The organism is Bacillus sp. EB106-02-03-XG38, from assembly GCF_058792175.1.
This window is the reverse complement of sequence record NZ_JBYTED010000001.1, coordinates 482,859-505,177: the sequence shown is the minus strand read 5'-3', so window position 1 is coordinate 505,177 and position 22,319 is coordinate 482,859. Positions and strand designations below refer to the sequence as shown.

Here is a 22,319-nt window from a genome sequence, read left to right as displayed (position 1 = left end):
TCCTTTTAATTTACTGATTTAAGTGATACGAGTTGATAGTTTATTGTCGTTTTTCCATTCTCCCACTCTAACTTTTGTATCATTGCACTACCAATTCTTTCTTCATTTGATTTATATAAAGGTAATATTTCTTGCACTGTAAATAAGTGATAACCATCCAATGTTAATTGAAATATGTTTTCTTCTATATGTACTCTTACTTCTTTTTCATTTGAAATAATTTTTGTGTGCATCTCAAATTTCATGTTAGATACAACCCCTTTTTCTAATCTCTACATTATTAATAGTATATTGGCTATGCAAGATTGACAAGTAAATACACGATGAAGTGCTTACTTTTCTATTGTTATATGTTTGCTATTTTTACATACAATACGGTATGTGAAATTTTATTAGTTTCAAAAATAAAAATGTCTCATGGGACATCTTTATTTTTGTATAAAGTCTTTCATTACATAATATAAAACTGTAATTAAAACGATGGCTACAAAAAATGAAAATACTGCGACAATGTACCCATCTTTATTTAATAGAATGCAAAAAGAAATAGATATGATAAAAATCGGAAATACAAGCCGTACTTTATCCTTCACTTCCTCTGTCGTATCTGTATGATGAAAATACTGAGTTATTCCTATCATTAAAGAAGACAAAATAATCACCGACAATAGTAAAGGTACTGGCATTCCGATTTCTCCTTTCTCTATTTCTAATGAAAAGCAATTTTTTTACATTATTATCACTTCAAATACTCTTTCTGAAGTGATTTTGTACAATTACACTTATATAATAGCTTGTTTATCATGGTAACTTCAAATAATTACAATTACAGTAATGTTGTAATATTCATTTTCAACCTCCAAAATCCTGCAAATATAACTCGTCAAAATATGCAGTGTCGAAATGAACACGTACCGCCAACTTTAGACAAAATTTATAAAGGACATTTCAGTACGTATCAAGAATTAAGAATAAGAAGATATGTAAGGGAGGATGAATTATGACTGAACACGTTTTATTTTCTGTTAGTAAAAACGGCGTTGCATCAATTACTTTAAACCGCCCAAAAGCACTTAATTCTTTATCTTATGACATGTTGCAACCAATTGGGCAAAAACTGAAAGAGTGGGAACATGATGAGCAAATTGCGCTTATCGTAGTAAAAGGCGCTGGCACAAAAGGTTTTTGTGCAGGTGGCGACATTAAAACTCTTTATGAAGCACATTCAAATGAAGCTGCATTGCAGCATGCGGAACGTTTCTTTGAAGAAGAGTATGAAATTGATACATATATTTATCAATATAAAAAACCGATTATCGCTTGTTTAGATGGAATTGTAATGGGCGGTGGTGTCGGTCTTACAAATGGTGCGAAATATCGAATTGTAACTGAGCGTACGAAATGGGCAATGCCCGAGATGAATATCGGCTTCTTCCCAGATGTCGGTGCTGCTTATTTCTTAAATAAAGCTCCAGGGTTTGCTGGCCGATATGTTGCTTTAACAGCATCTATTTTAAAAGCTGCTGACGTACTATTTATAAACGCTGCTGATTATTTTATGACATCTGATTCAATACCAAATTTCCTTACTGAACTTGAAAGTGTAAATTGGCATAAAGAAGATGATGTACATACTAGTTTAAAAGAAGTTATTCGTACATTTGCAACTGTTCCAAACTTAGAAAGCGAGCTTGCTCCTTCATTAGAAGAAATGAATGCTCATTTTGCTTTCGATACAATTGAAGAAATCATCCATTCATTGGAGAAAGACGAAAGTTCCTTTGCTTTAAAAACGAAAGAAACACTATTATCCAAATCCCCTGTTTCATTAAAAGTAACATTAAAACAGTTTATCGATGGACAAGGTAAGTCCGTTGAAGAATGTTTCGCTACCGACCTTGTACTTGCTAAAAATTTCATGAGACATGCAGATTTCTTCGAAGGAGTACGCTCTGTTGTTGTTGATAAAGATCAAAACCCAAATTATAAATATAAGCAGTTAAGTGATGTTTCAGAAGAAGATGTAAATCGATTCTTTAACTTACTTAATGCATAACCACTCGCCCGTTCATTTGGGATAAACCTGAGGCTATATAGTCGTGTAATTACATGACTATATAGCCTCTTTTCTATTTAATATTTTTTAATAAAATTTAATTTTATTAAATCGAAATATGTGCTACACTATTTTTAATCAAATATTCTAAAAATAAAAAAGGAGGAGCGACTATGATTGAAAATTTTTTTCTTTTCATCATTATGTCTATTTGTCTAATTATTTTACCTGGTCCAGATACAGCAATGGCCACGAAAAACACATTAGTTGCCGGTAAGGTGGGCGGAGTAAAAACAGTGTTCGGTACATGTATTGCACTTTTAATTCATACGTTAGCTGCAGTAATCGGATTATCCGCACTTATTGTAAAGTCAGCTCTTTTATTCTCTATTTTCAAGTACGTTGGAGCTCTATATTTAATTTATATTGGTATTAAAGCCCTTTTAGCAGTAAGAAATAAAGAAGGTGTTGATACGAACGATTTACCTTTGAATAATGAAGATGAACACACTTCTTGCTTTCGCCAAGGATTTCTTACAAATTTATTAAATCCTAAAGTTGCAGTTTTCTTTTTAACATTTTTACCGCAATTTTTAAATCCAAATCATAATACATTTATTCAACTTCTTGTAATGGGCCTTACTTACCTCGTTTTAACAGTCATTTGGTTTGCATTTTATATATTTTTAATTGATAAAATTAGTGCTTTTATGAAAAAACCAAAGACGCAACGTTATATTCAAGGGCTAACAGGAGTCGTCCTAATTGGATTTGGTATTAAACTAGCTTTTGAAAAAAATAATTAACAAGATGAAAACCACCACCACTATTAATAGTGGTGGTGGTTTTCATTTAATAGCTGATTTGACTGTTTACTCTTTATTAAAACCAGCGCTCAGTTACAACTTTTTTACGTGTATAGAATTGAACCCCATCTGTACCATTTGTACCTAAATCACCAAAGAATGAAGCTTTATTTCCTGCAAATGCGAAGAATGCCATTGGTGCTGGAACGTTTACGTTTACACCGATCATACCAGCATCGATGTTATCACGGAACGTTTGTGCATGCTTACCATTTGACGTATAAATTACCGCACCATTTGCAAATTTAGATTGATTTGTTAGTTTAATACCTTCTTCTAAATCTTTAACACGTACAATGCTTAATACTGGAGCAAAAATCTCATCTTGCCAAATTTTCATTTCTTGATTTACACCATCAAAGATTGTCGCACCTACAAAGTAACCTTCTCCAACTTCTTCTTTAATTTTACGGCCATCTACTAATAAAGTAGCTCCATCTGCTACACCGCTATTAATATAGCCTAATACACGCTCTTTATGAGATTCACGAATTAATGGTCCAACATAGTTATCTTCGTGGAAACCATCACCTACTTTTAATTTCTTCGTCTCTGCTACTAGTACGTCGATGAATTCATCAGCAATTTCATCAACTACTGCTACTACTGAACATGCCATGCAGCGCTCTCCACTACTTGCGAATGCAGACCCAATTACACCTTGCACTGTTTTCTCAAGATTGCAATCTGGCATTACAATCGCATGGTTTTTCGCACCAGCTAACGCTTGTACACGTTTCCCATGTTTCGTACCTGTTTCATATACGTAACGAGCTACTGGCTCAGATCCAACGAACGAAACAGCTTGAATATCTTTATTTTCTAAAATACTATTTACAACATCTTTTCCGCCTTGTACTAAATTTAATACTCCTTTTGGAAAACCCGCTTCATAGAATAACTCTACAAGTCGCTCTGCTAAAAGTGGAGTTCTTTCAGATGTTTTTAATACGAACGTATTACCGCATGCAATTGCAAGTGGGAACATCCATAATGGAATCATCATTGGGAAGTTAAACGGTGTAATACCAGCAACAACTCCAATTGGATAGCGCCAAATCGATCCATCAATGCCGCTAGCAATATTCGGTAGAGCTTGTCCCATCATTAAATTTGGCGTAGATGTTGCAAGTTCCACTGCTTCAATACCTCGCTGTACTTCACCAGTTGCATCCGTTAATGTTTTACCATTTTCAAGCGTAATGATTTTAGCAAGCTCTTCTTTGTTTTCTTGTAAAAGCTGTAAATATTTATACAATTGTCTTGAACGATTCGGAACTGGTACTTTAGACCATGTTTCGTATGCTGCTTTTGCCGCTTCAACTGCTTTTTCAACATCTTCTTTCGGAGATAGTGGAACGTATGCGATAATTTTTCCAGTCGCCGGATTTGGAACTGCTTCTACTTCTGTACCAGTAGATTCTACCCACTCACCATTAATATGATTTTTTACTCGTTTAATTTCAGTTGTAATCATTATACTCTCTCCTTTTTTATGATGTTTATAAGTCTATTATTTTTGATTAGAAATTAATTGTTCGCTAACTTTCTTATATAAAGCAGCCATATCGTTTTCACCATACCCAGCTTCACTTGCTTCTTCATATACATTTAATAGCATTTCGCTTACTGGTAAGTGAAGTTCGCTTTCTTTCGCTAAATCTACTGCAAACCCCAAATCTTTCTTTAATAAATTCACAGTAAAGCCTGGATCGTAGTTTTCTGATGCAATGAAACTTTTATAATTGCGCTCATAAATTCTACTTTGACCGTAACTTACATTTAAAATATCAAACATTTTATCTAAATCCATATTGTTCTTTTTCGCTAATGTTAGAGCTTCACTCACACCAGCTGTATAAAAACCAATTAATAAATTATTAATTAATTTAACAGTTGTACCACTATCAATCTGCTCACTAACATGGAAAATATTCGCGCCTAGTACGCCCATGATAGATTCCGTTTTCTCATATACCTCTTTTGATCCACCAACCATAAACGTTAATGTACGATTTTCGGCTCCAATTACACCGCCGCTCACAGGTGCTGCTAAAAAGTTTACTTTCTTTTCCTTTGCAGCTTCCTCTAATTGTTTGTTTAACTGCGGCGATACCGTACTTGTATCAATGAAAACTACATTCGAGTGACCATTTTCAAATAATCCTTCTGCTCCAAAATATACCGCTTCAACAGCGCGAGGTGAAGGTAAACTTGTAAAAACTACATCACATGTTTCTGCTAGTTTTGAGATTGATAGACCGATAATTCCGCCTTCTTTTTCAAAGGACGCTTCTGCCTCTTTATTTAAGTCCACGCCATATACTGTGTAACCTGATTTAGCTAGATTTTTTGACATCGGAAGACCCATGTTACCTAAACCGATAAAACCAATCTTTTTCATATCGCTTTCCTCCTATTTACACAATATATTTCCCGCGATTTATAATAGCTTTCGCAATTTCTCTCTTCTTCGTAAATACGTTCGTGTATAAAGGCACTAATAATTGACGAATTTCAGTTAAAATCACTTGTCTATGTTGTTCTTCTGTAACAGCCGCTGAAAGTATAGAATTCGCCGCTTCTTCTACTTTGCGATAGCCTTCTTCACAAATAACGTCAGTTATCATTTGTTTCGTACGCTCTTTCTCTTCACCATTTTTACTAATGGCTTTACTCGTACGTAAAAATGCTGATTCCATGACGTACACGTCCGTTAACATATTTGATAATACACGTGAATATTCTTGCTCTTGATCAATTTTTAAACCCGGAGTTTTAGAGAGCGTTTTCAAAGATTGTTTCAACAATTTTTTCGCTAATAAAATGTAACGATGGTTTCTTTCGACATTTGCTACATCACTTTCTACTTCAGTATCTTCTAATTGTTCGATTTGCTTCATTAACATTTTGGCAACTGTTAATCTATTAATTTCATTCGTTCCTTCAAAAATACGACTAATTCTAGCATCACGATATAATCGTTCTACCTCATACTCTTGCATATAACCGTAACCACCATGAATTTGTACAGCTTCATCTACGATATAAGCAAGTGTTTCAGAAGCGTTCACTTTATTAAGTGCACATTCAATTGCAAATTGGGACATTTTCTTCATAAGATCTTCATCGCTCTCATGAATTGCTTCATCGATTACACCTGCTGTACGATAAGCTGCACTTTCTGCTCCATATGTAGCAATGATCATATTTGCAATTTTCTCTTGAATCATCGTAAAGTCTACTAATTCCGTTTGGAACTGTTTTCGCTCTTTTCCATATTGAACCGACAAACCAATTGCTTGTTTTGCTGTTCCAATATTTCCAAAAGCAAGTTTAAGTCTAGCAAAGTTAAGAATATTAAGGGCTACGTGATGCCCTTTCCCAACTTCCCCTAAAACATTTTCAGCAGGGATGACAACATCTTCTAAAATAAGAGTCGCTGTTGAAGAACCTTTAATCCCCATTTTCTTTTCTTCTAATCCAATAGATACACCTTCACATGTTCTTTCGACAATAAACGCTGTCATTCCTTTATTTGTCTTCGCAAAAACAACGTATACATCTGCCATATGAGCATTTGTAATCCATTGCTTCTCACCATTTAACTTCCAAGCTGTTCCCTCTTCATTCAATACGGCGCTTGTTTTTGCACTTAATGCATCCGAACCAGCATTTGGCTCAGTTAAAGCATAAGCCCCAATCCATTCTCCCGATGCGATTTTCGGTAAATATTTTTCTTTCTGTTCTTTCGTTCCGTAATATATGTAAGGCAATGTACCGACACCAGCGTGTATATTAAAAGAAACGCTAAACGCACCAGCGTAACCCATTTTCTCTGCTACAAGACCTGAGACAGCCTTTCCTAACTCGAACCCGCCATAATCTTCTGGTACCTCAATGCCTAATAATCCAAGTTCCCCAGCTTTCTCAAATAATTGACGAGAAACTTTATAGTTATGTCGTTCAATATTCTCCATTTGTGGAACAATTTCTTGTTTAACGAATTGTTCTGTCGTTTTTGCGATTAAATCTTCATCACCTGAAAAATCTTCTGGTGTAAAGTAAGTATGATTTATATCTTTATTGAGTGAAAAAAATTCATCCCATGGTAACTTCGTTTTCTCCATATATATCCCCCTATCATTCGGCTTTCATAGCTTTTTGCTTATGCTCGTCTACGATGAGTGGAATATCTTTTTTGAAAATAGAAGGCGATGATTTTTCACATCAAGCATTTTATTTTGCCAAAGATGTATTTTCATCGCCTTCGCTGCTTTATCTATTGATCCTCTGATAATACTGTTTTTGCAATTCCAGTATCTAGTTCTTCAAAATCATGATATGAAATTGTTTCATATAACTCACTTCTCGTTTGCATATTAGAAAGTGCATCTTTTTGAGAACCAGTTTCCTTAATTAAAGTAAACACATTCTCATACGCTTTCGCTGCTACGCGAAGTGAAGTTACAGGATAAATAACCATTTGGAAGCCCATATTGGCAAATTCTTCTGCACTATAATACGGTGTTTTTCCGAATTCAGTCATATTCGCTAATAAAGGTGCATTTACCTTGCTATTAAATAGACGGAATTCCTCTTCTGATTGTAGCGCTTCTGGGAAAATTGCGTCTGCACCTGCTTTTACATATGCATTCGCTCTTTCAATTGCTTCATCTAATCCTTCTACACCACGAGCATCTGTGCGTGCTACAATATATAAGCTCGGCGCAACTTCTTTAATCGCTTTAATTTTTTGAACTAATTCTTCTGTCGTAACGAGTTTCTTACCATTTAAATGGCCACATTTCTTTGGTAATTGCTGATCTTCAATTTGGACAGCTGCTACTTTCGCTTCCACCATTTCTACAGCAGTTCTCGCTACATTTAATACACCACCAAACCCTGTATCAATGTCAACAAGAACAGGTAAATCTGTAGCTCTTACTAAATCTCTTGCTCTCTCTGCTACTTCAGTAGACGTTACGATTCCTAAATCCGGTAGCCCTTTACTTGCAGTATAAGCAGCTCCCGATAAATAAAGAGCTGAAAAACCTGTATTTTTCGCAACAAGAGCTGCCATTGCATCATGAGCACCTGGAATTTGTAAAATTTCATTTGCTTCTACTAAAGCTCGGAAGCGATTCGCAAGCTCTTCTTGTGTTGACTGTTTATCCACAACCCAAGCCATTCTAGATTCCCCCTATTATTAAATTAAGAATAGATCTACAAATTCGTTTACATTCATATTTTCTAGTTTTTCTTCATTTAAACAAACTTCATGAATTTGTTCTTGTTGCTTATTAGAATAATGACCTGCCATATTTGCAGTGAATTTTTGAACAACTTTTGGAATTGCTTCGTCTCTACGGAAACGGTGACCAAGTGGATATTCACATTCCACGTTTTCTGTTACAGTGCCATCTTTGAAATGAACTTGAACAGCGTTGGCGATTGAGCGCTTGTTCGGGTCAAGATAGTCTAAACTGTACTGCTTGTTTTCAACAACAACCATCTTATTACGTAATTCATCTACACGTGGATCATTTGCTACTGCATCCTCATAATCGTCCGCTACGATATCTCCTTTTAATAAACCAATTGCCGTAATGTATTGTAAGCAATGATCACGATCAGCTGGGTTATTTAATGGACCTTCTTTATCAATAATACGAATTGCTGATTCATGAGTTGTAATTGTAATACGGTCAATTTCATCTAATCTTTCTTTAATTTCTGGATGTAATTTCACAGCACATTCTGCAGCAGTTTGTGCATGGAATTCTGCTGGATATGAAACTTTAAATAATACATTTTCCATTACATAAGACTCTAATGGTCTAGCTAATTTTAATTCTTGTTTATTGAATAATACATCTTGGAATCCCCATCCTGGTGCAGATAATGCTGTTGGATAACCCATTTCACCTTTTAGAGCGGTCATTGCAAGATGAACACCGCGACTCGTTGCATCACCTGCTGCCCAAGATTTACGTGAGCCTGTGTTTGGAGCATGACGATATGTACGAAGACTAGAATTATCAATCCACGCATGTGATAATGCATTAAAGATTTCTTCACGTGTTCCGCCAAGCATTTTTGCAACTACAGCAGTTGTTGCTACTTTTACATATAATACATGGTCAAGACCAACGCGGTTTAAGCTGTTTTCTAAAGCAAGTACACCTTGAATTTCATGTGCTTTAATCATCATTTCTAATACTTCACGCACTTTTAACGGTTCTTTTCCTTCTGAAATACGAACACGGCTAATATAATCTGCCACTGCTAAAATGCCGCCTAAGTTATCAGATGGATGTCCCCACTCTGCTGCAAGCCAAGTATCGTTATAGTCTAACCAACGGATCATACATCCGATATTAAATGCACCCTTCACTGGATCAAGTACATAAGACGTACCTGGTACACGTGTACCATTTGGCACAACCGTTCCTGGTACAACTGGACCTAATAATTTCGTACACTCTGGATATTGTAGTGCTAAAATTCCGCATCCAAGTGTATCTAATAATACATAGCGAGCAGTACTAAATGCTTCTGCACTAGTTACCTCTTTATTTAATACATAATCCGTAATCTCTTCTAATAATGCATCTTTTTGTTTAATTTCATTTGTTTTAATCATGCTATCCTTCCCTTTCTGTCGAAAATTCGTTATTATTAATGATGGGTGTCGGTCAAACACCCATCTGGCGGGCGGCGCTAACAACTCCCCAGTTGTTCTTACTTGCTAAGTACATGTCGCTCGCCAATATAATTTACACGTGGACGGAACAATCGATTGTTCGTATGCTGCTCAATTACGTGCGCACATAGTCCCACTGTTCTAGAGCTAAAGAAGATTGGTGTATACAATTGAATTGGAATACCAAGCATCCAATATACTGGAGCAGCGTAATAATCAAGATTTGGATAAATTCCTTTTTCTTTCTCCATAATCTTTTCTCCAGCTTCACACATTTCATATAGTGTATAATCACCTTTTACATCACATAACTGCTTTAAAGCTTCCTTCATCATCAGTGCCCTTGGATCCATTTTCTTCATATACACACGATGTCCAAAGCCCATAATTTTTTCTTTGTTATATAGTTTCTTCTGTAACAACTCTTCAAACTTCTCAACATTACCAGCTTCTAAAAGCATGTACATAACTGCTTCGTTCGCACCGCCGTGTAAACTGCCTTTTAAAGATGCAACCGCACCTGTTAAAGCACCATATAAGTCGGATTGTGTAGATGCGATAACGCGCGCTGTAAATGTAGAGTTTGGCATTTCATGTTCACTATATAAAACAAGGGAACGATCAAAGATCTTTTCCTCAAGTTCAGTTGGTTTTTTACCTGTTAACATATAGAAGAAATTCGCGCTATATGTTAATTCTTTAAGTGGTTCAATTGGCTCTTCATTATTTAAAATATGATAGCTATTTGCTACAATGTTTGGCACTTTACTCAATAATTTGTACCCGCGATCTTTGTTTACTTCTAACGAGCGGTTTTCAATATCATTATCGTAACCAGCTAATGCGGAAACACCTGTACGCAATCCATCCATAGGGTGCGTTTCTTTCGGTAACGCCTTTAATACGTTGAATACACCTTCAGGTACCGCGTATTCTTCTTTTAATTTCTTTTCAAGTGTTGCTTTTTCATCCTCATTCGGTAGATGTTCTTCCAATAAAAGGTGCACAATGTCTAAATACTCTTTTGTTTTTGAGAGTTCGATTAAATCATACCCTTGAATTACAATTTCACCTTTCACTGTGTCAAGAAACGAAATCTTCGTCTCCGCTGCCACTATACCATCTAATCCCGGGGAAAATTTTTCTTCAGCTTTCATCATTATTTCCTCCAATCCTAATAGATCTTCGTGCACATAACTGTAAGCCTTTACAATATTGTGAAACTACATTTCTATTTCAATGTATCAGAGTTTTTAGAAGATTTCAATTTATTTTATAATGATAAGTTTCCTATACTTTTTCGAATGTAACAATACAATTTTTTAAAAATAATTTTCATATTTTATCAAGAAAGGACAGACTTCTTTTTATTTTTTATTAAAACAAAATATAAGGATGGTTCAAAAAATCCCTTTAAATATATCATTTCTCCATTTTTTTTAAGAAAATAAAAAAAACGAGTTGTATACATATACAACTCGTTTCTACATGATATTTATTTCACTATCTCTTCAATATAATTTTCATATAAAACTTATTTATTTTTAAAAAAGTTATTATTTTACGTAATTAAATTAAATTCTTCCGTTGCCTTATAGTAGCATTCAACTAAATGATAGTTTTTAAAGTACCAAAGATTATAAACATCCCCAAAAATAGAATGTCTTCTTTCTCAACTGATACGATTTTCCCATCTGCTTTCTCAGAAAAAATCCCTAAAGATTAGTCCAGCTGAATTGAACTATTACTATGTTATCCTTTAACCATTTCAAATTCGTAAGTTCTATTGAAATTTTCATCTTTATTCCTCTAGTTTACGCAAATTCTTTTTTACCTAATCGCTGTTTTACAAAAAAGACAAAAATAATGAAAGCAAGTAATCCTGAAATTGCACTACCTGCAAATAAAATGCGGTAACCAAACATTTGCGAAACGACTCCAAGTAAAATCGCACCTAGTCCAATCCCTAAATCAAATGCGGTAAAAAATGAAGCGTTGGCAACCCCTCTCTTACTCGGATCAACAATTGTAAGCATCGCTGCTTGCAATGCTGGCTGTGCTGAACCGAATCCAACACCGTATAATGTAGCTGCGATAATTACACCCATTAAACTATTTGAAAGTGTTAATACAACTATTGCGATAATTGTAATGAATAGTGCTGGGAGTATGATAAATATTTCTCCATACTTATCTAATAATTTCCCTGAAATTGGCCTTACAATTGTTAAAGCAACTGCATATACAAGAAAGAATGTCCCAGGATTCACATCAATTGACGATGCAAATAGCGGTAAAAACGTCGTAATCCCTCCATATGCGAATGATAAAAAGAAAACAACAATCGTAATGGATAAAACGGACTTTTCAAACAGTTGTATTTTCCCTTTTTCTTTTTGGGGTGTAAATGGCATTTTCGTCATGAGTGATAATAAGACTGCCATAAAGGATAAAATAGTTGCTAACAAGAATAGACCATGAAATGAATAATGTTGTACAACCGATAATCCAATCATTGGACCGATTGCCATCGCAATTGTCATAGCCATCCCGTACCATCCCATACCTTCACCGCGGCGCGAATCTGGAATAATATCAGTTATAACTGTTCCAACAGCTGTTGTAGAAACAGCCCATGTTACTCCGTGAATCACACGTAAAACAGCTAAAAGAATAATAGATGACGCTAAATTATAAGAATACATCGTTATCCCGAAAAAGATGAGTCCGAAAATAATAAAAGATCTTCTACCGTATTGATCTAACATTCCTCCAATAATCGGTCGTATTACAACTGCTGCTATTGTAAACATCCCCATCATAAATCCAACTTGTGATTCATTACCACCTATCTCTTTAATAAAGAGAGGAAGCGTTGGTACAAGTAAATAAAATCCTGTAAATAAAAATAACATTGCGAAAGTCATTTGAATAAATGATTTCGTCCATAATCGTTCCATTAAAATTCCTCCATAAACACATAAGTTATTGCAATTAACACCTCCATTTTACATTTTCTAATTTCCTTTTCCCTCCGTAAATAGACGTATCTTTTTATATTAAATGGTCCACCATCCATTTAAATTGGTCTTACAACTTTATATGTATACCTTAGCCTAAAGTCCTATCTATATGTACCTTTATGTATTTGAAAAGAATATACTACTTTATTATCACAATTTAGGAGTGATTATTCTTATGTGGGTATCTTCAAGAATAGCCGCCGTAGTTCCTTCGACTCCTGGGATACACATTCCAGCCGTTCATACGGCTAGTTCCGATGTAGGAATTGAACTTCCCGCAACTTGGCAACAATATCAAATTCCTGGTCAAGTTACTCCTTCATTTTGGCATCATGGCGCACATCCAAGTAGTACCACCTTTCAAAGCCACAGTTATCCTCCACTACCTCAGGCTCAAGTTTTTTATCATTTCCCTTCTATATATTTTCAAAATTTCTATGGTACTTTTAACATTTAAACGAAAAAAGCACTTAAGAATGTAATGTTTACAAATCTTAAGTGCTTTTTAACATTTTTATAAAATTTTCTTATTGTCCATTATTTGTAGGGACTTCTCCTGCATTTCCGCCAGTATCTGGTTGCGTGGTCGCTGGAGGTGTCGTATTTCCTTGGCCTCCCCCATTATTTGCTGGAGGTGTCGTATTTCCTTGACCTCCTCCATTATTTGCTGGAGGTGTCGTATTTCCTTGGCCTCCTCCGTTATTCGCTGGAGGTGTTGTATTTCCTTGGCCTCCTCCGTTATTTGCTGGAGGTGTTGTATTTCCTTGGCCTCCTCCGTTATTTGCTGGAGGTGTCGTATTTCCTTGGCCATTTCCATTATTTTGTTCATTTTGTTTCTTTTCTTCTTCTAGTTTCTTTTGCTCTTCTAGTTTCTTAAGTTCTTCTTGCTTCTTAAGTTCTTCTTGTTTCTTTTCTTCTTCTTGTTTTTTAAGTTCTTCTTGTTTCTTTAATTCTTCTTGCTTTTTCTCATCTTCAGTTTTTTGCTGTTGATCTTGTTTAGGTTGTTCTGTTGTATCCTGTACGCTCGTATTTGGAGAAGAATCTCGTTTTTCACCTTTTATACGTAACTCACTACCTTCTTGAATAACAGTACTTGGCATTTTAAAGCGTGATTTGTCAGTAGCAAACTGACTCATCATTTCTTTAAAGATCAACTGTGCAATTTTCGTATTTTTACTACTAATATACTCGTCTTTACCATCTTTCATATATCCAGTCCATACCGCCATCGTATATTGCGGCGTATAACCTGCAAACCAGCTATCTCTGGTTGCACTTTCTGGAATGTTATATTTCGCTAGTTGTTTTGAATCATAGTTTGTTGTACCTGTTTTACCAGCTACATCTAAAGAACTTATATTTGCTGCTGTACCAGTACCTGATGTTACTACTGAACGGAGCATATCAGTAATCATATATGCTGTAGAGTCAGCTATAACTTGTTTTGGCTTTTGCTCAAAACTTTGTGATTTGCCGTCTGGATAAACTATTTTCTTAACAAAATGCGGTTTTGCATACTTTCCACCATTACCAAATGTCGCATAAGCACCCGCTATTTCAGTTGGTGATACTTCGTTTGTACCAATAGCTGTAGATTCCATCGGTGTTTTATTAAATGTAATACCTAATTTCTCAGAGAATTCCTTCGATTTATTCAGTCCTACTTCTTTTGCAGTTTTAACTGCTGGAACGTTACGCGACATTTTTAACGCTTCACGCATAGTAATTGGACCTAAATGACTTCTGTCCGCATTTCGAAGTTCTTGTCCACTTGAATATTTAAATGGAGAATCATCAATTTGATGATACGTAGCCCATTTTAAGTATTCAATTGCAGGACCGTAATCAAAGATTGGCTTCATCGTTGAACCAGCTGCACGATCTAGTTCAATTGCCATATTATGCCCTTTAAATACTGCTTTATTTTCACCGCGACCACTACCTATAGCACGAACCTCACCTGTTTTCGTATCCATAAATGTGAAAGCACCTTGGAATTTATCATTTGGATAATTAATAATATTTTCATTTAAAATCTTATCAGCAAATCGCTGTGCTTTCGGGTCTAATGTTGTATAGATTTCTAAACCATCTGATCCAATATTAACATCTGGTATTTCCTTTTCTACCTCTTTAACTACTGCATCCATAAATGCAGTATGTGGCATTGCTTGAAGTTCCGTTGCTGTCTTAAGTCCCTTTGTCACTTCAACTTTCGAAGCCTCTTCCATTTCTGCTTTCGTAATATAACCATGTCGATTCATTAATTTAAGTACAACATCTCTTCTTTCTGTTGCTCTTTGAATATTTTCTGTTTTCGTTGGATCATAGTTATTCGGTGCTTTCGGTAAACCTGCAAGCATCGCAACTTCTGGTAATGTTAAATCTTTCAATTCTTTACCATAGTAGTTTTGTGCTGCTGTTGCGATTCCATATGAACGGTTTCCTAAGTTAATTTTATTTAAATACATTTCTAAAATTTCATGTTTTGAATACTGTTGTTCTAGCTTATACGCTAAATATATTTCCTGAACCTTACGTTTTGATGTTTTTTCCATCGATAAGAAGTAGTTTTTAATAACCTGCTGCGTTATCGTACTTCCACCTTGTGAACCGTAATCTCCTTTAAGACTCACCAAAACAGCACGGGTAGTACCTTTAAAGTCTACTCCACTATGCTCATAAAAACGTGCATCTTCTGTTGCTAAAAATGCATTTTCTACCAATTTAGGAATTTGATCATACGTAACATTCGTCCGTTTCTCTTTCCCGTATTCATATACCAAATCGCCATTTTTATCATAAATTTTTGAGGATAACGGATTAACAAGTTTTGCTTTCTCAAGTTTAGGTGCGTCCTTAATCATTACGAAGAAGGTAGCAACCCCCGCCACTAAACCAACAATACCAAGTAATAAACAAGTAATTAAAAACTTACGAAAGAACGATGTTTTACCTTTTGGTTTTTGTGTTTTAGAAGCTGGCTGTTTTTTCTTTTTAACTTGTCGTCGCTCCTCTCGAGAACGATAATTTTCTGACATGTTACTTTCTCCTGCCTTTCAATTCTCCCGTTGATTTACTAAAAAATATTGAGGTCACTTTCTAAACTGTAATTAATTAAGAAAGTGTATTGACCTGGAGCATTCAATATTTTCCTAATTCACAGATTATAATTTTTAGAATACTTCTTATACAAACTATTTTCACTTCTATTTTTCCTAATAATGCTGCCCCTTTAAGCATAGAATGTAAAAAGTGAATTTTTAATACCTCGTATAAATAATATACCTTTTTTTCAAATGGTCAATATTTTCTTATTTATAAATCAAAGGTGAAATAAAAATAGCACAACAATATGTACTTCGTGTGAACTTCCTTATAATTACGTATAACGAACATTTAATATATTGCATATAAGTATAATACCTCTTTATTTATAAGAATTTCAACACTACAACCTCAACACCTACAAGAAATTATTAAAAATGAAAAGTGAGGAGTTGCATAATAATGGAGCTATCTCCCGTGATTTCAAAAAGTTTAGTTGCTGTTGGTTATAATCCATTTTCTATGATTTTACGTATTCAATTAAAGAATGGAATGTATGATTTCTTTAACGTGCCAGAAAACATTTACACCGGTTTATTAAACGCACACTCTAAAACTAATTATCACAATACTTATATTAAAAATTCTTTCCGCTATACTAAAATTTAAACTTAAACAAAACGAAAAAAGAAAGGAGGTAATCCCCCTTTCTTTTTTCATTTCACGACTCAACTATCTTCTATTTCTCTTATTCATTTCATCATATGCTTGAATTTGTTTTCTTAATCGTCGATCTGCTTTTTTATCATGTACAACTAATATCGCATGGATAACGCCTGGAACCCAAAAAATTAATGTTAATATGAAGTTAATTATTGCTTGAAATGGTTTTCCACAAAATAATACAGCTACAGGCGGAAGAAGAATTGCCAACAAATACATCATCTCTTGAAAACTCCTTGCTTTGTATTTTTAATCACTCTTCACTTCATACGCAAATAAAACCAATTTTTTATACTTTCTATATTTACCACTACTATCTTTTCTACTGCTATATATTCTATTCTAATACTAAAAAACCTACCACTTCAACTTTTCTACTTATGTAAAATTGAAATTTTACACATCTCCTTTATATAAACAATTTCATATAATTATTTTATCTAACCTTTCTTCTTTCTCTATTAAAGTTAGTCCAATCGCAGAAATAGCCGTTCCTATCGCTTGTATCCAAACACCAATGAGTGCTACTATTCTCTCATTTTTCTTATCAATCACACTGTCCTCCTTTTCAATTTCGTTATTTAATATATTAATAATACCTTGATATGCTTGAAGTCCAGCACCTAAACTTTGCAGAGAATTACCTAATATTATAATTCTCTGTACTGCTTTCATCTCAAGCAAAGCCGCTTCCACTCCTAAAAATGCACCAATCGATTGTAAACTGTTCCCGACAATAATAAGATAATCATTCTCTTTCAATTGTTTATTTATATTAATATATGTTCCTATTACATTTGATATATTCCCTAATGCTAATAACTCAATGCCCATTTTATCAAGCATTTCACTTTTATTTTTCAAACACGTATTTTGATTTTCTCTTTCACCTTCATCTTTAGTTTCATTACTCGCTATAATTTGCAATATATATCCGAGGGCTTGTAATGAGCTTCCTACAATTACAAGATCTGATTCAACTTTCTCTTCTCCGATAAATCCTCTTGTCGTCCCAATTGCCGCTGTAAAATTTCCCCCTACTTGAAACCATGCTCCTGTTACTTTTAAACCGCTTGGATTCATTTTTATCACCCATTTAAAAATTTTCTACTACTTTCGAAATACATAAATGCTATCCTTTAACTCATATTTATTTTCTATATGTAATTTTGTGCATTCTATAATGTGCTAATCATACAAAAAAGCACCTTAAAGGTACTTTTTTAGACAAAGTGTATTGTACTAAAAATATGACAATTCAATATATATTTACGTACATTCTGGACATGTCAATGAAGCTCCATTTTTATCTATTGTTATCTTTAATATATATGGAATCGCATGATGTGACCACATTTCAGGTGTGGGTGATTCATTTACATACTGTGGTGCACATGAATATAGCATCGGGGTGCTAATACTTCCGCCCGGATCTAAAGCAACAACAGCCATACCATAAGGCAATTCCAGTGCCAAAGATTTCGTGATGCCTTCAATTGCAAACTTTGAGGCACAATATGGGGCAAGCTCAGCTTCTCCTTCTCTTCCCCAACCAGAACTCATATTAATAATCATTCCTTCTTTCCTAGCTATCATTGCTGGGACAAATGCTCTAATTACATTTACTACACCGTTTACGTTTACATTCATTACATTTTCGAATTCTTGAGCAGTTACTTTCCAGAGTGGCGCATTTTTATTAACAATCGATGCATTATTTATTAACAAATCAGGTGCTCTATTTCTATGTAGTATATAATTTGCCCAATCACTTACTTGCTGAGAATCTGAAACATCAATTATTTGAAAATCATGTGTATTACCGTAATATTTTTTCAATTCTTCAATTTTATCTTTTGAACGTCCACACCCATATATATTCCATCCCAATTCATGAAATCGATCAACCATTGCTCGACCTAACCCTTGCGTCACTCCTGTAATAATTACACTTTTCCCACTGTTATTTCGTTTCAAGCCTCTCTCCTCCTTTACAATATTTTATTATCTTCTTTTTTATTCAGCTAATTACTAAAGTATCAACTCATTTCATACTTTAGAAGGAGTTTTTATATAAGCAAAAAGAGTAACGATAACGGTTACTCTTTTTTATGTATCAAAAAAATCATTATTTATTTCGTTATTGTTTTTAAATTTCAGCTTCTCTTTCCCGCATTTCTTACACCGATACACATAAGCTACACCTAGCTTACCACTTTTAAAATCTTCATTATCCTGCATCTTAATAAAAATATATTTATGTTTACAGTGATTTTCATTCAAAAAATTTTCAAACCATTTTTTCAACATAGAACAGTTCACCTCTATGAAAGAATCTTCATCTAGTCTGATTACATACTTTTCTTTAAATTCTCAATCTCATGCTGCAACTTTTTAAATTGCTCAAAATGCATAGTAATAGATTGACTGTTACCATACTCAACACTATGCTTCACAAATAAAACACCAGTGTCATGAAAAATTGCTTCCAGTTCTTTTCTAATGGATACTTTCATTATATGTGCTGTTTTAATGGCAGATAAAATTGCAATTTCATTAAACTTTAATTTTATTTCATTTGGACAAAATGCTTCTTCAACCAATATAACTTCATTGCTATAAATAAGTGCAACAAGATTACTTGATTTTGCATCTGTTAAATCTACTTTTTTTATAACATTATTCATTACATTTTGCCTCCTTTGATTTCGTATATATTAATTATACAATTGTTATTTTTAATTACTCAACCTTACATTAATTTTAACATACTTTTATTGTAGGATTAAACTACACTTCAAACGATTTACTATTCCACAATTTTTGTTACATGAACCATTTGGACTATACGGACATATAGTAGTGTTAACAAATGATTGTAAAGCGGGTGAAAATGTATGCCATCAATTGTAGGAAATTTAGTTGTACAAAACAGTAACGGATCATTTAACTTAGGTGATTTCTACAACGTTTCTCCGAAAGAAAATACGAAGGCTTATAATGGTTCCGGTGCTTCAAACGTCGGTTTTGTTGTTAATACTTTTAATGGCGTGAGCGCGACTAATACGTTTGATTCTGACCTTGCAGATCAAAACCAAGTGGGTACAGCCTAATCCTATTTTTTATCGTTCTGGTTTAGAAATTTTGAATTTGTCTATACTATAATCAGGCTGTTACACAGCTATTATTGATTTTTGGAGTACCCTATCTTTTTCTCCCTTTCCCTGGGGCTTAGCAGCTAGTCTGAAGCTAGCTGCTTTTTCGTTTCATTATTTCTATCCCTCATCTAACAAAAATAAAAAAGCTAAAACTTAAATTTCAGCTTCCTTTATGTTATTTCAATAATATCCCCAGTATTAAATACGTATGTTTTATAAAAAGCGTCAGTACATATTACAATGCGCTTTAGCGGGTTTATATGTACAACTGTCATATAGCTTGTTAGTATGTATCCATCTTCAAAATATGTCACTAATATTTCTTTCTCAGACAATAACGACGTTAATAATTTATCTGAAATGTTCTCTTTCGCTTCGTTTGTTAAAAGCGGTTTTTGTACTTTAAACTTTTCCCCAACAACCTTTCGCATACTTAACAACTGTTCCGACATGACTGTAAATGGAACCCATTCTCTTTCTTCTTTTTGCACTTTTACAATATTCATTTCTTAATCTCCTTGATCATTTATCCATTTGATTTCATACATGTTGTTCTTCGATTATTCTTTCATAATTGCTTGACTCATATTTATCCCACATGAATAGACAATAAAGCTCATACCTCAATATGCGTTACAGGCGAGGAAAGTAAATTGAAAATTAACTGTCCGTAAATAATGTTTCGCGTTCTTTCTAAATCGTATACTATCCACACAACAAGAACATTCGTTCTAATTATACACGAACCTACGTTCTTTTGAGAAGAGATTTATTTATATTTTTATAATTTAAATCATTTATTTTTTCTTCATCAAATGAGCCTTTCACTTCTTATTTAATAGGACGTTCACAAATCAACAAAAAAGTTTTAATTTTCGAGTTTATTAACCATCTATAAACGAAAGCATATATTATACAGAACGAACTCACAAAATTTCTATGAAAAAAGAGTAGTTTAAGCACTCTCTTTTCGTACATACTGTATATGACTTATAAATAATTACTTCTAATTATTCAATATATTTTGGTTGTACTATTATATGTAACTCCCTCTCTGTTACTGCTTTTTTAGGGTTACGAAAATACTCTAATTCGTACTTTAATACTTCATACTCAACCATCCCGATCTTAATCCCTTTCGTTTCTTTTAAAATCGCTAATAAGTTACTTACATCCTCATCATGCGATTCAAAAATTTTCCCTGCGCCTTCTCTTTGAAAGATTACTTTCACATGTTCTCCTCCTACGTAATATATTTATCTATTCAAAAATCAATGTAACAATGTTCATTCTTCCTCTGAAAATTCCATACTAAAAAGAACATCCATTTTAATAGAATGCTCTACTTTCCCCTTCATTTAGCATCAATATTATTGTATGTTTTATTCTGCAAATTATGTTTATCAACATCTGTAAAGTAAAACTTAAATCAATTCAAGTTTTGTTTATTCCGACTAATAATTAGCCCACGCAAATGATACTGCCTACAAATAGTGGGATAAGGTTAATAAATTTGCTTTATATTTAATAAAATTAATCAAACAAAACATTATAATATCAATATTCTATAAAGTAATGATTATTTCACTTTTTAAAAATACATAAATTCCCATTGTAATTCTTAATATTTATATGTAATATTGTATTGTCTTACTATCTATTTATAACTCACACACTAACTAGAAAAGGGAACCTATATAGGTTCCCTTTTCTAATTACAGTCATTATTTCTTTTCTAGAAATTCAAATGTATTTTTAAATTCTTTATCATTCACCTTAATATCAGCATCTTTCAATAAATCATTGACTACTTGTTGCTTCCATTTACCTGTCGTGTCCTGTAGTCTTTGCTGTTCTAAATCTTTACGAATATCATCTTTCACTTCATTAAATGGCTTCAATTCTTTTTTATCTGTCACTTTAATAATATGGTAACCGTAAGTTGTTTTTACCGGATCACTTACTTGTCCTGCATCTAATTTATATGCAGCTTCCTCAAATTCTTTCACCGTTTGCCCTGGAGCAAAACCAGTTATTTCTCCGCCTTGTTCTTTTGAACCAGTGTCCTCTGAGTATTGCTTCGCTAAAGCCGCAAAGTCTTCACCTTTATTTACTTTCTCTTTCACTTCTTTAGCAGTCTTTTCATCTTTCACTAAAATGTGACTTACTTTCAGTTCTGGTTTATAGTTATCTTTGACATCTTTTTCTGTGACAGTAGCTTTAATCGCTTTTTCAAATGCAATTTCTGGCTTCATTTTTTCTTTTAATTCATCTTCATTTTTCAATCCAACTTGCTCTAGAGTCGATTTGAAGTTGTCGCCCATTTTATCTTTTGCTTCTTCTACTTGTTTTTTTGCTTCTTCATCTGAAACTTTATATTTATCTAGCAATGCCTTACTTAACACCATTTGATATAAAGTATTTTCCCCATATTTTTGTCTTAACTCTTTGCTTAACTCTTTCTCTGTAACATTTCCTACTTTTGATGTTACTACGTTGCCTGAGGAACCACATGCAGATAATGCCAATACTACGCATGAAATAATTGTTCCTAAAAATAACTTTTTCTTTTTCAATTCAAAATACCTCGCTTTTATTATTATATAAGAATAACTATACAGTGTTGTTGTGTAAACAATGTGTTTTCTACATGTAATTCATTTCATTTGAATAAACTATGTATCATGTACTTTTTGTTCAAATATTAAAGGTCATCTTACTATGTATCTGTAATATGAC

The 22,319-nt window shown here is 33.7% G+C and carries 23 protein-coding genes; 5 read left to right on the top strand and 18 right to left on the bottom strand.

All coding sequences use genetic code 11. The annotated features are described in order from the left end of the window. Positions 1–5: 5 nt before the first annotated feature. Together AC3WTI_RS02530 and AC3WTI_RS02525 are read right to left on the bottom strand one after the other, a co-directional pair. Positions 6–245 (bottom strand): DUF2584 family protein, encoded by a 240-nt coding sequence (locus AC3WTI_RS02530; protein ID WP_097841471.1) that lies wholly within the window; start codon positions 243–245, stop codon positions 6–8. Positions 246–428: 183 nt separating this feature from the next. Then, positions 429–686 (bottom strand): hypothetical protein, encoded by a 258-nt coding sequence (locus AC3WTI_RS02525; protein ID WP_048528963.1) that lies wholly within the window; start codon positions 684–686, stop codon positions 429–431. Between the two features lie 314 nt (positions 687–1,000). Between AC3WTI_RS02525 and AC3WTI_RS02520 the strand changes: the two genes are divergently transcribed. Beyond that, on the top strand, positions 1,001–2,056 hold the full coding sequence (locus AC3WTI_RS02520) for an enoyl-CoA hydratase/isomerase family protein (RefSeq protein ID WP_097841470.1): 1,056 nt from the start codon (positions 1,001–1,003) through the stop codon (positions 2,054–2,056). A 173-nt stretch (positions 2,057–2,229) separates the two neighbouring features. Then, positions 2,230–2,862, top strand: a complete 633-nt coding sequence (locus AC3WTI_RS02515; protein ID WP_087956397.1) for a LysE family translocator — start codon at positions 2,230–2,232, stop codon at positions 2,860–2,862. Positions 2,863–2,938: 76 nt separating this feature from the next. Here AC3WTI_RS02515 and AC3WTI_RS02510 read toward each other — a convergent pair whose 3' ends face one another. The 7 genes from AC3WTI_RS02510 to AC3WTI_RS02480 all read right to left on the bottom strand — a co-directional run bounded on the left by AC3WTI_RS02510 (position 2,939) and on the right by AC3WTI_RS02480 (position 12,588). Further along, positions 2,939–4,399: a CoA-acylating methylmalonate-semialdehyde dehydrogenase gene (locus AC3WTI_RS02510; protein ID WP_000633357.1), complete on the bottom strand. Its 1,461-nt coding sequence runs from the start codon at positions 4,397–4,399 to the stop codon at positions 2,939–2,941. A gap of 36 nt (positions 4,400–4,435) precedes the next feature. After that, positions 4,436–5,326, bottom strand: a complete 891-nt coding sequence (locus AC3WTI_RS02505) for an NAD(P)-dependent oxidoreductase (RefSeq protein ID WP_087956396.1) — start codon at positions 5,324–5,326, stop codon at positions 4,436–4,438. A gap of 16 nt (positions 5,327–5,342) precedes the next feature. Then, positions 5,343–7,052: an acyl-CoA dehydrogenase FadE gene (locus AC3WTI_RS02500; protein ID WP_087956395.1), complete on the bottom strand. Its 1,710-nt coding sequence runs from the start codon at positions 7,050–7,052 to the stop codon at positions 5,343–5,345. 152 nt (positions 7,053–7,204) lie between these two features. Continuing rightward, a complete protein-coding gene (prpB, locus tag AC3WTI_RS02495; RefSeq protein WP_000312630.1) occupies positions 7,205–8,113 on the bottom strand; it encodes a methylisocitrate lyase in 909 nt (302 codons plus the stop codon). Positions 8,114–8,131: 18 nt separating this feature from the next. Beyond that, the gene (prpD, locus tag AC3WTI_RS02490; RefSeq protein ID WP_087956394.1) at positions 8,132–9,568 is read right to left on the bottom strand and encodes a 2-methylcitrate dehydratase; all 1,437 of its coding nucleotides are present in this window, start codon (positions 9,566–9,568) and stop codon (positions 8,132–8,134) included. A 98-nt stretch (positions 9,569–9,666) separates the two neighbouring features. Continuing rightward, complete coding sequence (mmgD, locus tag AC3WTI_RS02485; RefSeq protein ID WP_142286511.1) at positions 9,667–10,788, bottom strand: citrate synthase; 1,122 nt, start codon at positions 10,786–10,788, stop codon at positions 9,667–9,669. Between the two features lie 654 nt (positions 10,789–11,442). Continuing rightward, positions 11,443–12,588 carry an MFS transporter gene (locus tag AC3WTI_RS02480; RefSeq protein WP_087956392.1) on the bottom strand — a complete coding sequence of 382 codons (1,146 nt, stop codon included), beginning with the start codon at positions 12,586–12,588 and terminating at the stop codon, positions 11,443–11,445. Positions 12,589–12,826: 238 nt separating this feature from the next. Between AC3WTI_RS02480 and AC3WTI_RS02475 the strand changes: the two genes are divergently transcribed. Further along, positions 12,827–13,108, top strand: coding sequence for a hypothetical protein (locus AC3WTI_RS02475; protein ID WP_087956391.1), 282 nt, complete (start codon positions 12,827–12,829; stop codon positions 13,106–13,108). Between the two features lie 70 nt (positions 13,109–13,178). Here the strand turns inward: AC3WTI_RS02475 and AC3WTI_RS02470 are convergent, their stop codons facing one another. Continuing rightward, positions 13,179–15,692, bottom strand: coding sequence for a PBP1A family penicillin-binding protein (locus AC3WTI_RS02470; protein ID WP_087956390.1), 2,514 nt, complete (start codon positions 15,690–15,692; stop codon positions 13,179–13,181). Between the two features lie 469 nt (positions 15,693–16,161). Here AC3WTI_RS02470 and AC3WTI_RS02465 point away from each other — a divergent pair, with 469 nt between their 5' ends. Continuing rightward, complete coding sequence (locus AC3WTI_RS02465; RefSeq protein ID WP_000423628.1) at positions 16,162–16,368, top strand: KTSC domain-containing protein; 207 nt, start codon at positions 16,162–16,164, stop codon at positions 16,366–16,368. A gap of 63 nt (positions 16,369–16,431) precedes the next feature. Here the strand turns inward: AC3WTI_RS02465 and AC3WTI_RS02460 are convergent, their stop codons facing one another. The 5 genes from AC3WTI_RS02460 to AC3WTI_RS02440 all read right to left on the bottom strand — a co-directional run bounded on the left by AC3WTI_RS02460 (position 16,432) and on the right by AC3WTI_RS02440 (position 19,109). After that, entirely contained in the window at positions 16,432–16,644 is a 213-nt protein-coding gene (locus AC3WTI_RS02460) for a YqaE/Pmp3 family membrane protein (RefSeq protein ID WP_087956389.1), read from the bottom strand. Positions 16,645–16,845: 201 nt separating this feature from the next. Beyond that, a complete protein-coding gene (locus AC3WTI_RS02455; RefSeq protein ID WP_097841469.1) occupies positions 16,846–17,505 on the bottom strand; it encodes a DUF6944 family repetitive protein in 660 nt (219 codons plus the stop codon). Between the two features lie 186 nt (positions 17,506–17,691). Beyond that, positions 17,692–18,420, bottom strand: coding sequence for an SDR family oxidoreductase (locus AC3WTI_RS02450; RefSeq protein WP_370452597.1), 729 nt, complete (start codon positions 18,418–18,420; stop codon positions 17,692–17,694). Between the two features lie 111 nt (positions 18,421–18,531). Beyond that, positions 18,532–18,732, bottom strand: coding sequence for a hypothetical protein (locus AC3WTI_RS02445; RefSeq protein ID WP_097841468.1), 201 nt, complete (start codon positions 18,730–18,732; stop codon positions 18,532–18,534). 41 nt (positions 18,733–18,773) lie between these two features. Beyond that, positions 18,774–19,109, bottom strand: coding sequence for a hypothetical protein (locus AC3WTI_RS02440; protein ID WP_097841467.1), 336 nt, complete (start codon positions 19,107–19,109; stop codon positions 18,774–18,776). Between the two features lie 210 nt (positions 19,110–19,319). Here AC3WTI_RS02440 and gerPF point away from each other — a divergent pair, with 210 nt between their 5' ends. Then, positions 19,320–19,535 carry a spore germination protein GerPF gene (gerPF, locus tag AC3WTI_RS02435; RefSeq protein ID WP_033659688.1) on the top strand — a complete coding sequence of 72 codons (216 nt, stop codon included), beginning with the start codon at positions 19,320–19,322 and terminating at the stop codon, positions 19,533–19,535. A 215-nt stretch (positions 19,536–19,750) separates the two neighbouring features. Here gerPF and AC3WTI_RS02430 read toward each other — a convergent pair whose 3' ends face one another. From AC3WTI_RS02430 to AC3WTI_RS02420, 3 genes are all read right to left on the bottom strand, one after another. Then, entirely contained in the window at positions 19,751–20,086 is a 336-nt protein-coding gene (locus AC3WTI_RS02430; protein WP_097841466.1) for a YolD-like family protein, read from the bottom strand. Between the two features lie 504 nt (positions 20,087–20,590). After that, positions 20,591–20,812, bottom strand: a complete 222-nt coding sequence (locus AC3WTI_RS02425; RefSeq protein WP_087956383.1) for a hypothetical protein — start codon at positions 20,810–20,812, stop codon at positions 20,591–20,593. Between the two features lie 492 nt (positions 20,813–21,304). Continuing rightward, positions 21,305–22,156 (bottom strand): peptidylprolyl isomerase PrsA, encoded by an 852-nt coding sequence (locus tag AC3WTI_RS02420; RefSeq protein WP_097841465.1) that lies wholly within the window; start codon positions 22,154–22,156, stop codon positions 21,305–21,307. Positions 22,157–22,319: the final 163 nt, after the last annotated feature.

Bases quoted from the DNA above. Each gene is read 5' to 3' on its own strand.
- AC3WTI_RS02480 (WP_087956392.1), bottom strand. From the start codon at position 12,588: ATGGAACGATTATGGACGAAATCATTTATTCAAATGACTTTCGCAATG.
- AC3WTI_RS02445 (WP_097841468.1), bottom strand. From the start codon at position 18,732: ATGTTGAAAAAATGGTTTGAAAATTTTTTGAATGAAAATCACTGTAAA.
- AC3WTI_RS02430 (WP_097841466.1), bottom strand. From the start codon at position 20,086: ATGAATATTGTAAAAGTGCAAAAAGAAGAAAGAGAATGGGTTCCATTT.
- AC3WTI_RS02470 (WP_087956390.1), bottom strand. From the start codon at position 15,692: ATGTCAGAAAATTATCGTTCTCGAGAGGAGCGACGACAAGTTAAAAAG.
- AC3WTI_RS02440 (WP_097841467.1), bottom strand. From the start codon at position 19,109: ATGAATAATGTTATAAAAAAAGTAGATTTAACAGATGCAAAATCAAGT.
- AC3WTI_RS02520 (WP_097841470.1), top strand. From the start codon at position 1,001: ATGACTGAACACGTTTTATTTTCTGTTAGTAAAAACGGCGTTGCATCA.
- prpD (WP_087956394.1), bottom strand. From the start codon at position 9,568: ATGATTAAAACAAATGAAATTAAACAAAAAGATGCATTATTAGAAGAG.
- prpB (WP_000312630.1), bottom strand. From the start codon at position 8,113: ATGGCTTGGGTTGTGGATAAACAGTCAACACAAGAAGAGCTTGCGAAT.
- AC3WTI_RS02455 (WP_097841469.1), bottom strand. From the start codon at position 17,505: ATGAATCCAAGCGGTTTAAAAGTAACAGGAGCATGGTTTCAAGTAGGG.
- AC3WTI_RS02505 (WP_087956396.1), bottom strand. From the start codon at position 5,326: ATGAAAAAGATTGGTTTTATCGGTTTAGGTAACATGGGTCTTCCGATG.
- AC3WTI_RS02475 (WP_087956391.1), top strand. From the start codon at position 12,827: ATGTGGGTATCTTCAAGAATAGCCGCCGTAGTTCCTTCGACTCCTGGG.
- AC3WTI_RS02500 (WP_087956395.1), bottom strand. From the start codon at position 7,052: ATGGAGAAAACGAAGTTACCATGGGATGAATTTTTTTCACTCAATAAA.
- AC3WTI_RS02525 (WP_048528963.1), bottom strand. From the start codon at position 686: ATGCCAGTACCTTTACTATTGTCGGTGATTATTTTGTCTTCTTTAATG.
- mmgD (WP_142286511.1), bottom strand. From the start codon at position 10,788: ATGATGAAAGCTGAAGAAAAATTTTCCCCGGGATTAGATGGTATAGTG.
- gerPF (WP_033659688.1), top strand. From the start codon at position 19,320: ATGCCATCAATTGTAGGAAATTTAGTTGTACAAAACAGTAACGGATCA.
- AC3WTI_RS02460 (WP_087956389.1), bottom strand. From the start codon at position 16,644: ATGATGTATTTGTTGGCAATTCTTCTTCCGCCTGTAGCTGTATTATTT.
- AC3WTI_RS02515 (WP_087956397.1), top strand. From the start codon at position 2,230: ATGATTGAAAATTTTTTTCTTTTCATCATTATGTCTATTTGTCTAATT.
- AC3WTI_RS02530 (WP_097841471.1), bottom strand. From the start codon at position 245: ATGAAATTTGAGATGCACACAAAAATTATTTCAAATGAAAAAGAAGTA.
- AC3WTI_RS02510 (WP_000633357.1), bottom strand. From the start codon at position 4,399: ATGATTACAACTGAAATTAAACGAGTAAAAAATCATATTAATGGTGAG.
- AC3WTI_RS02465 (WP_000423628.1), top strand. From the start codon at position 16,162: ATGGAGCTATCTCCCGTGATTTCAAAAAGTTTAGTTGCTGTTGGTTAT.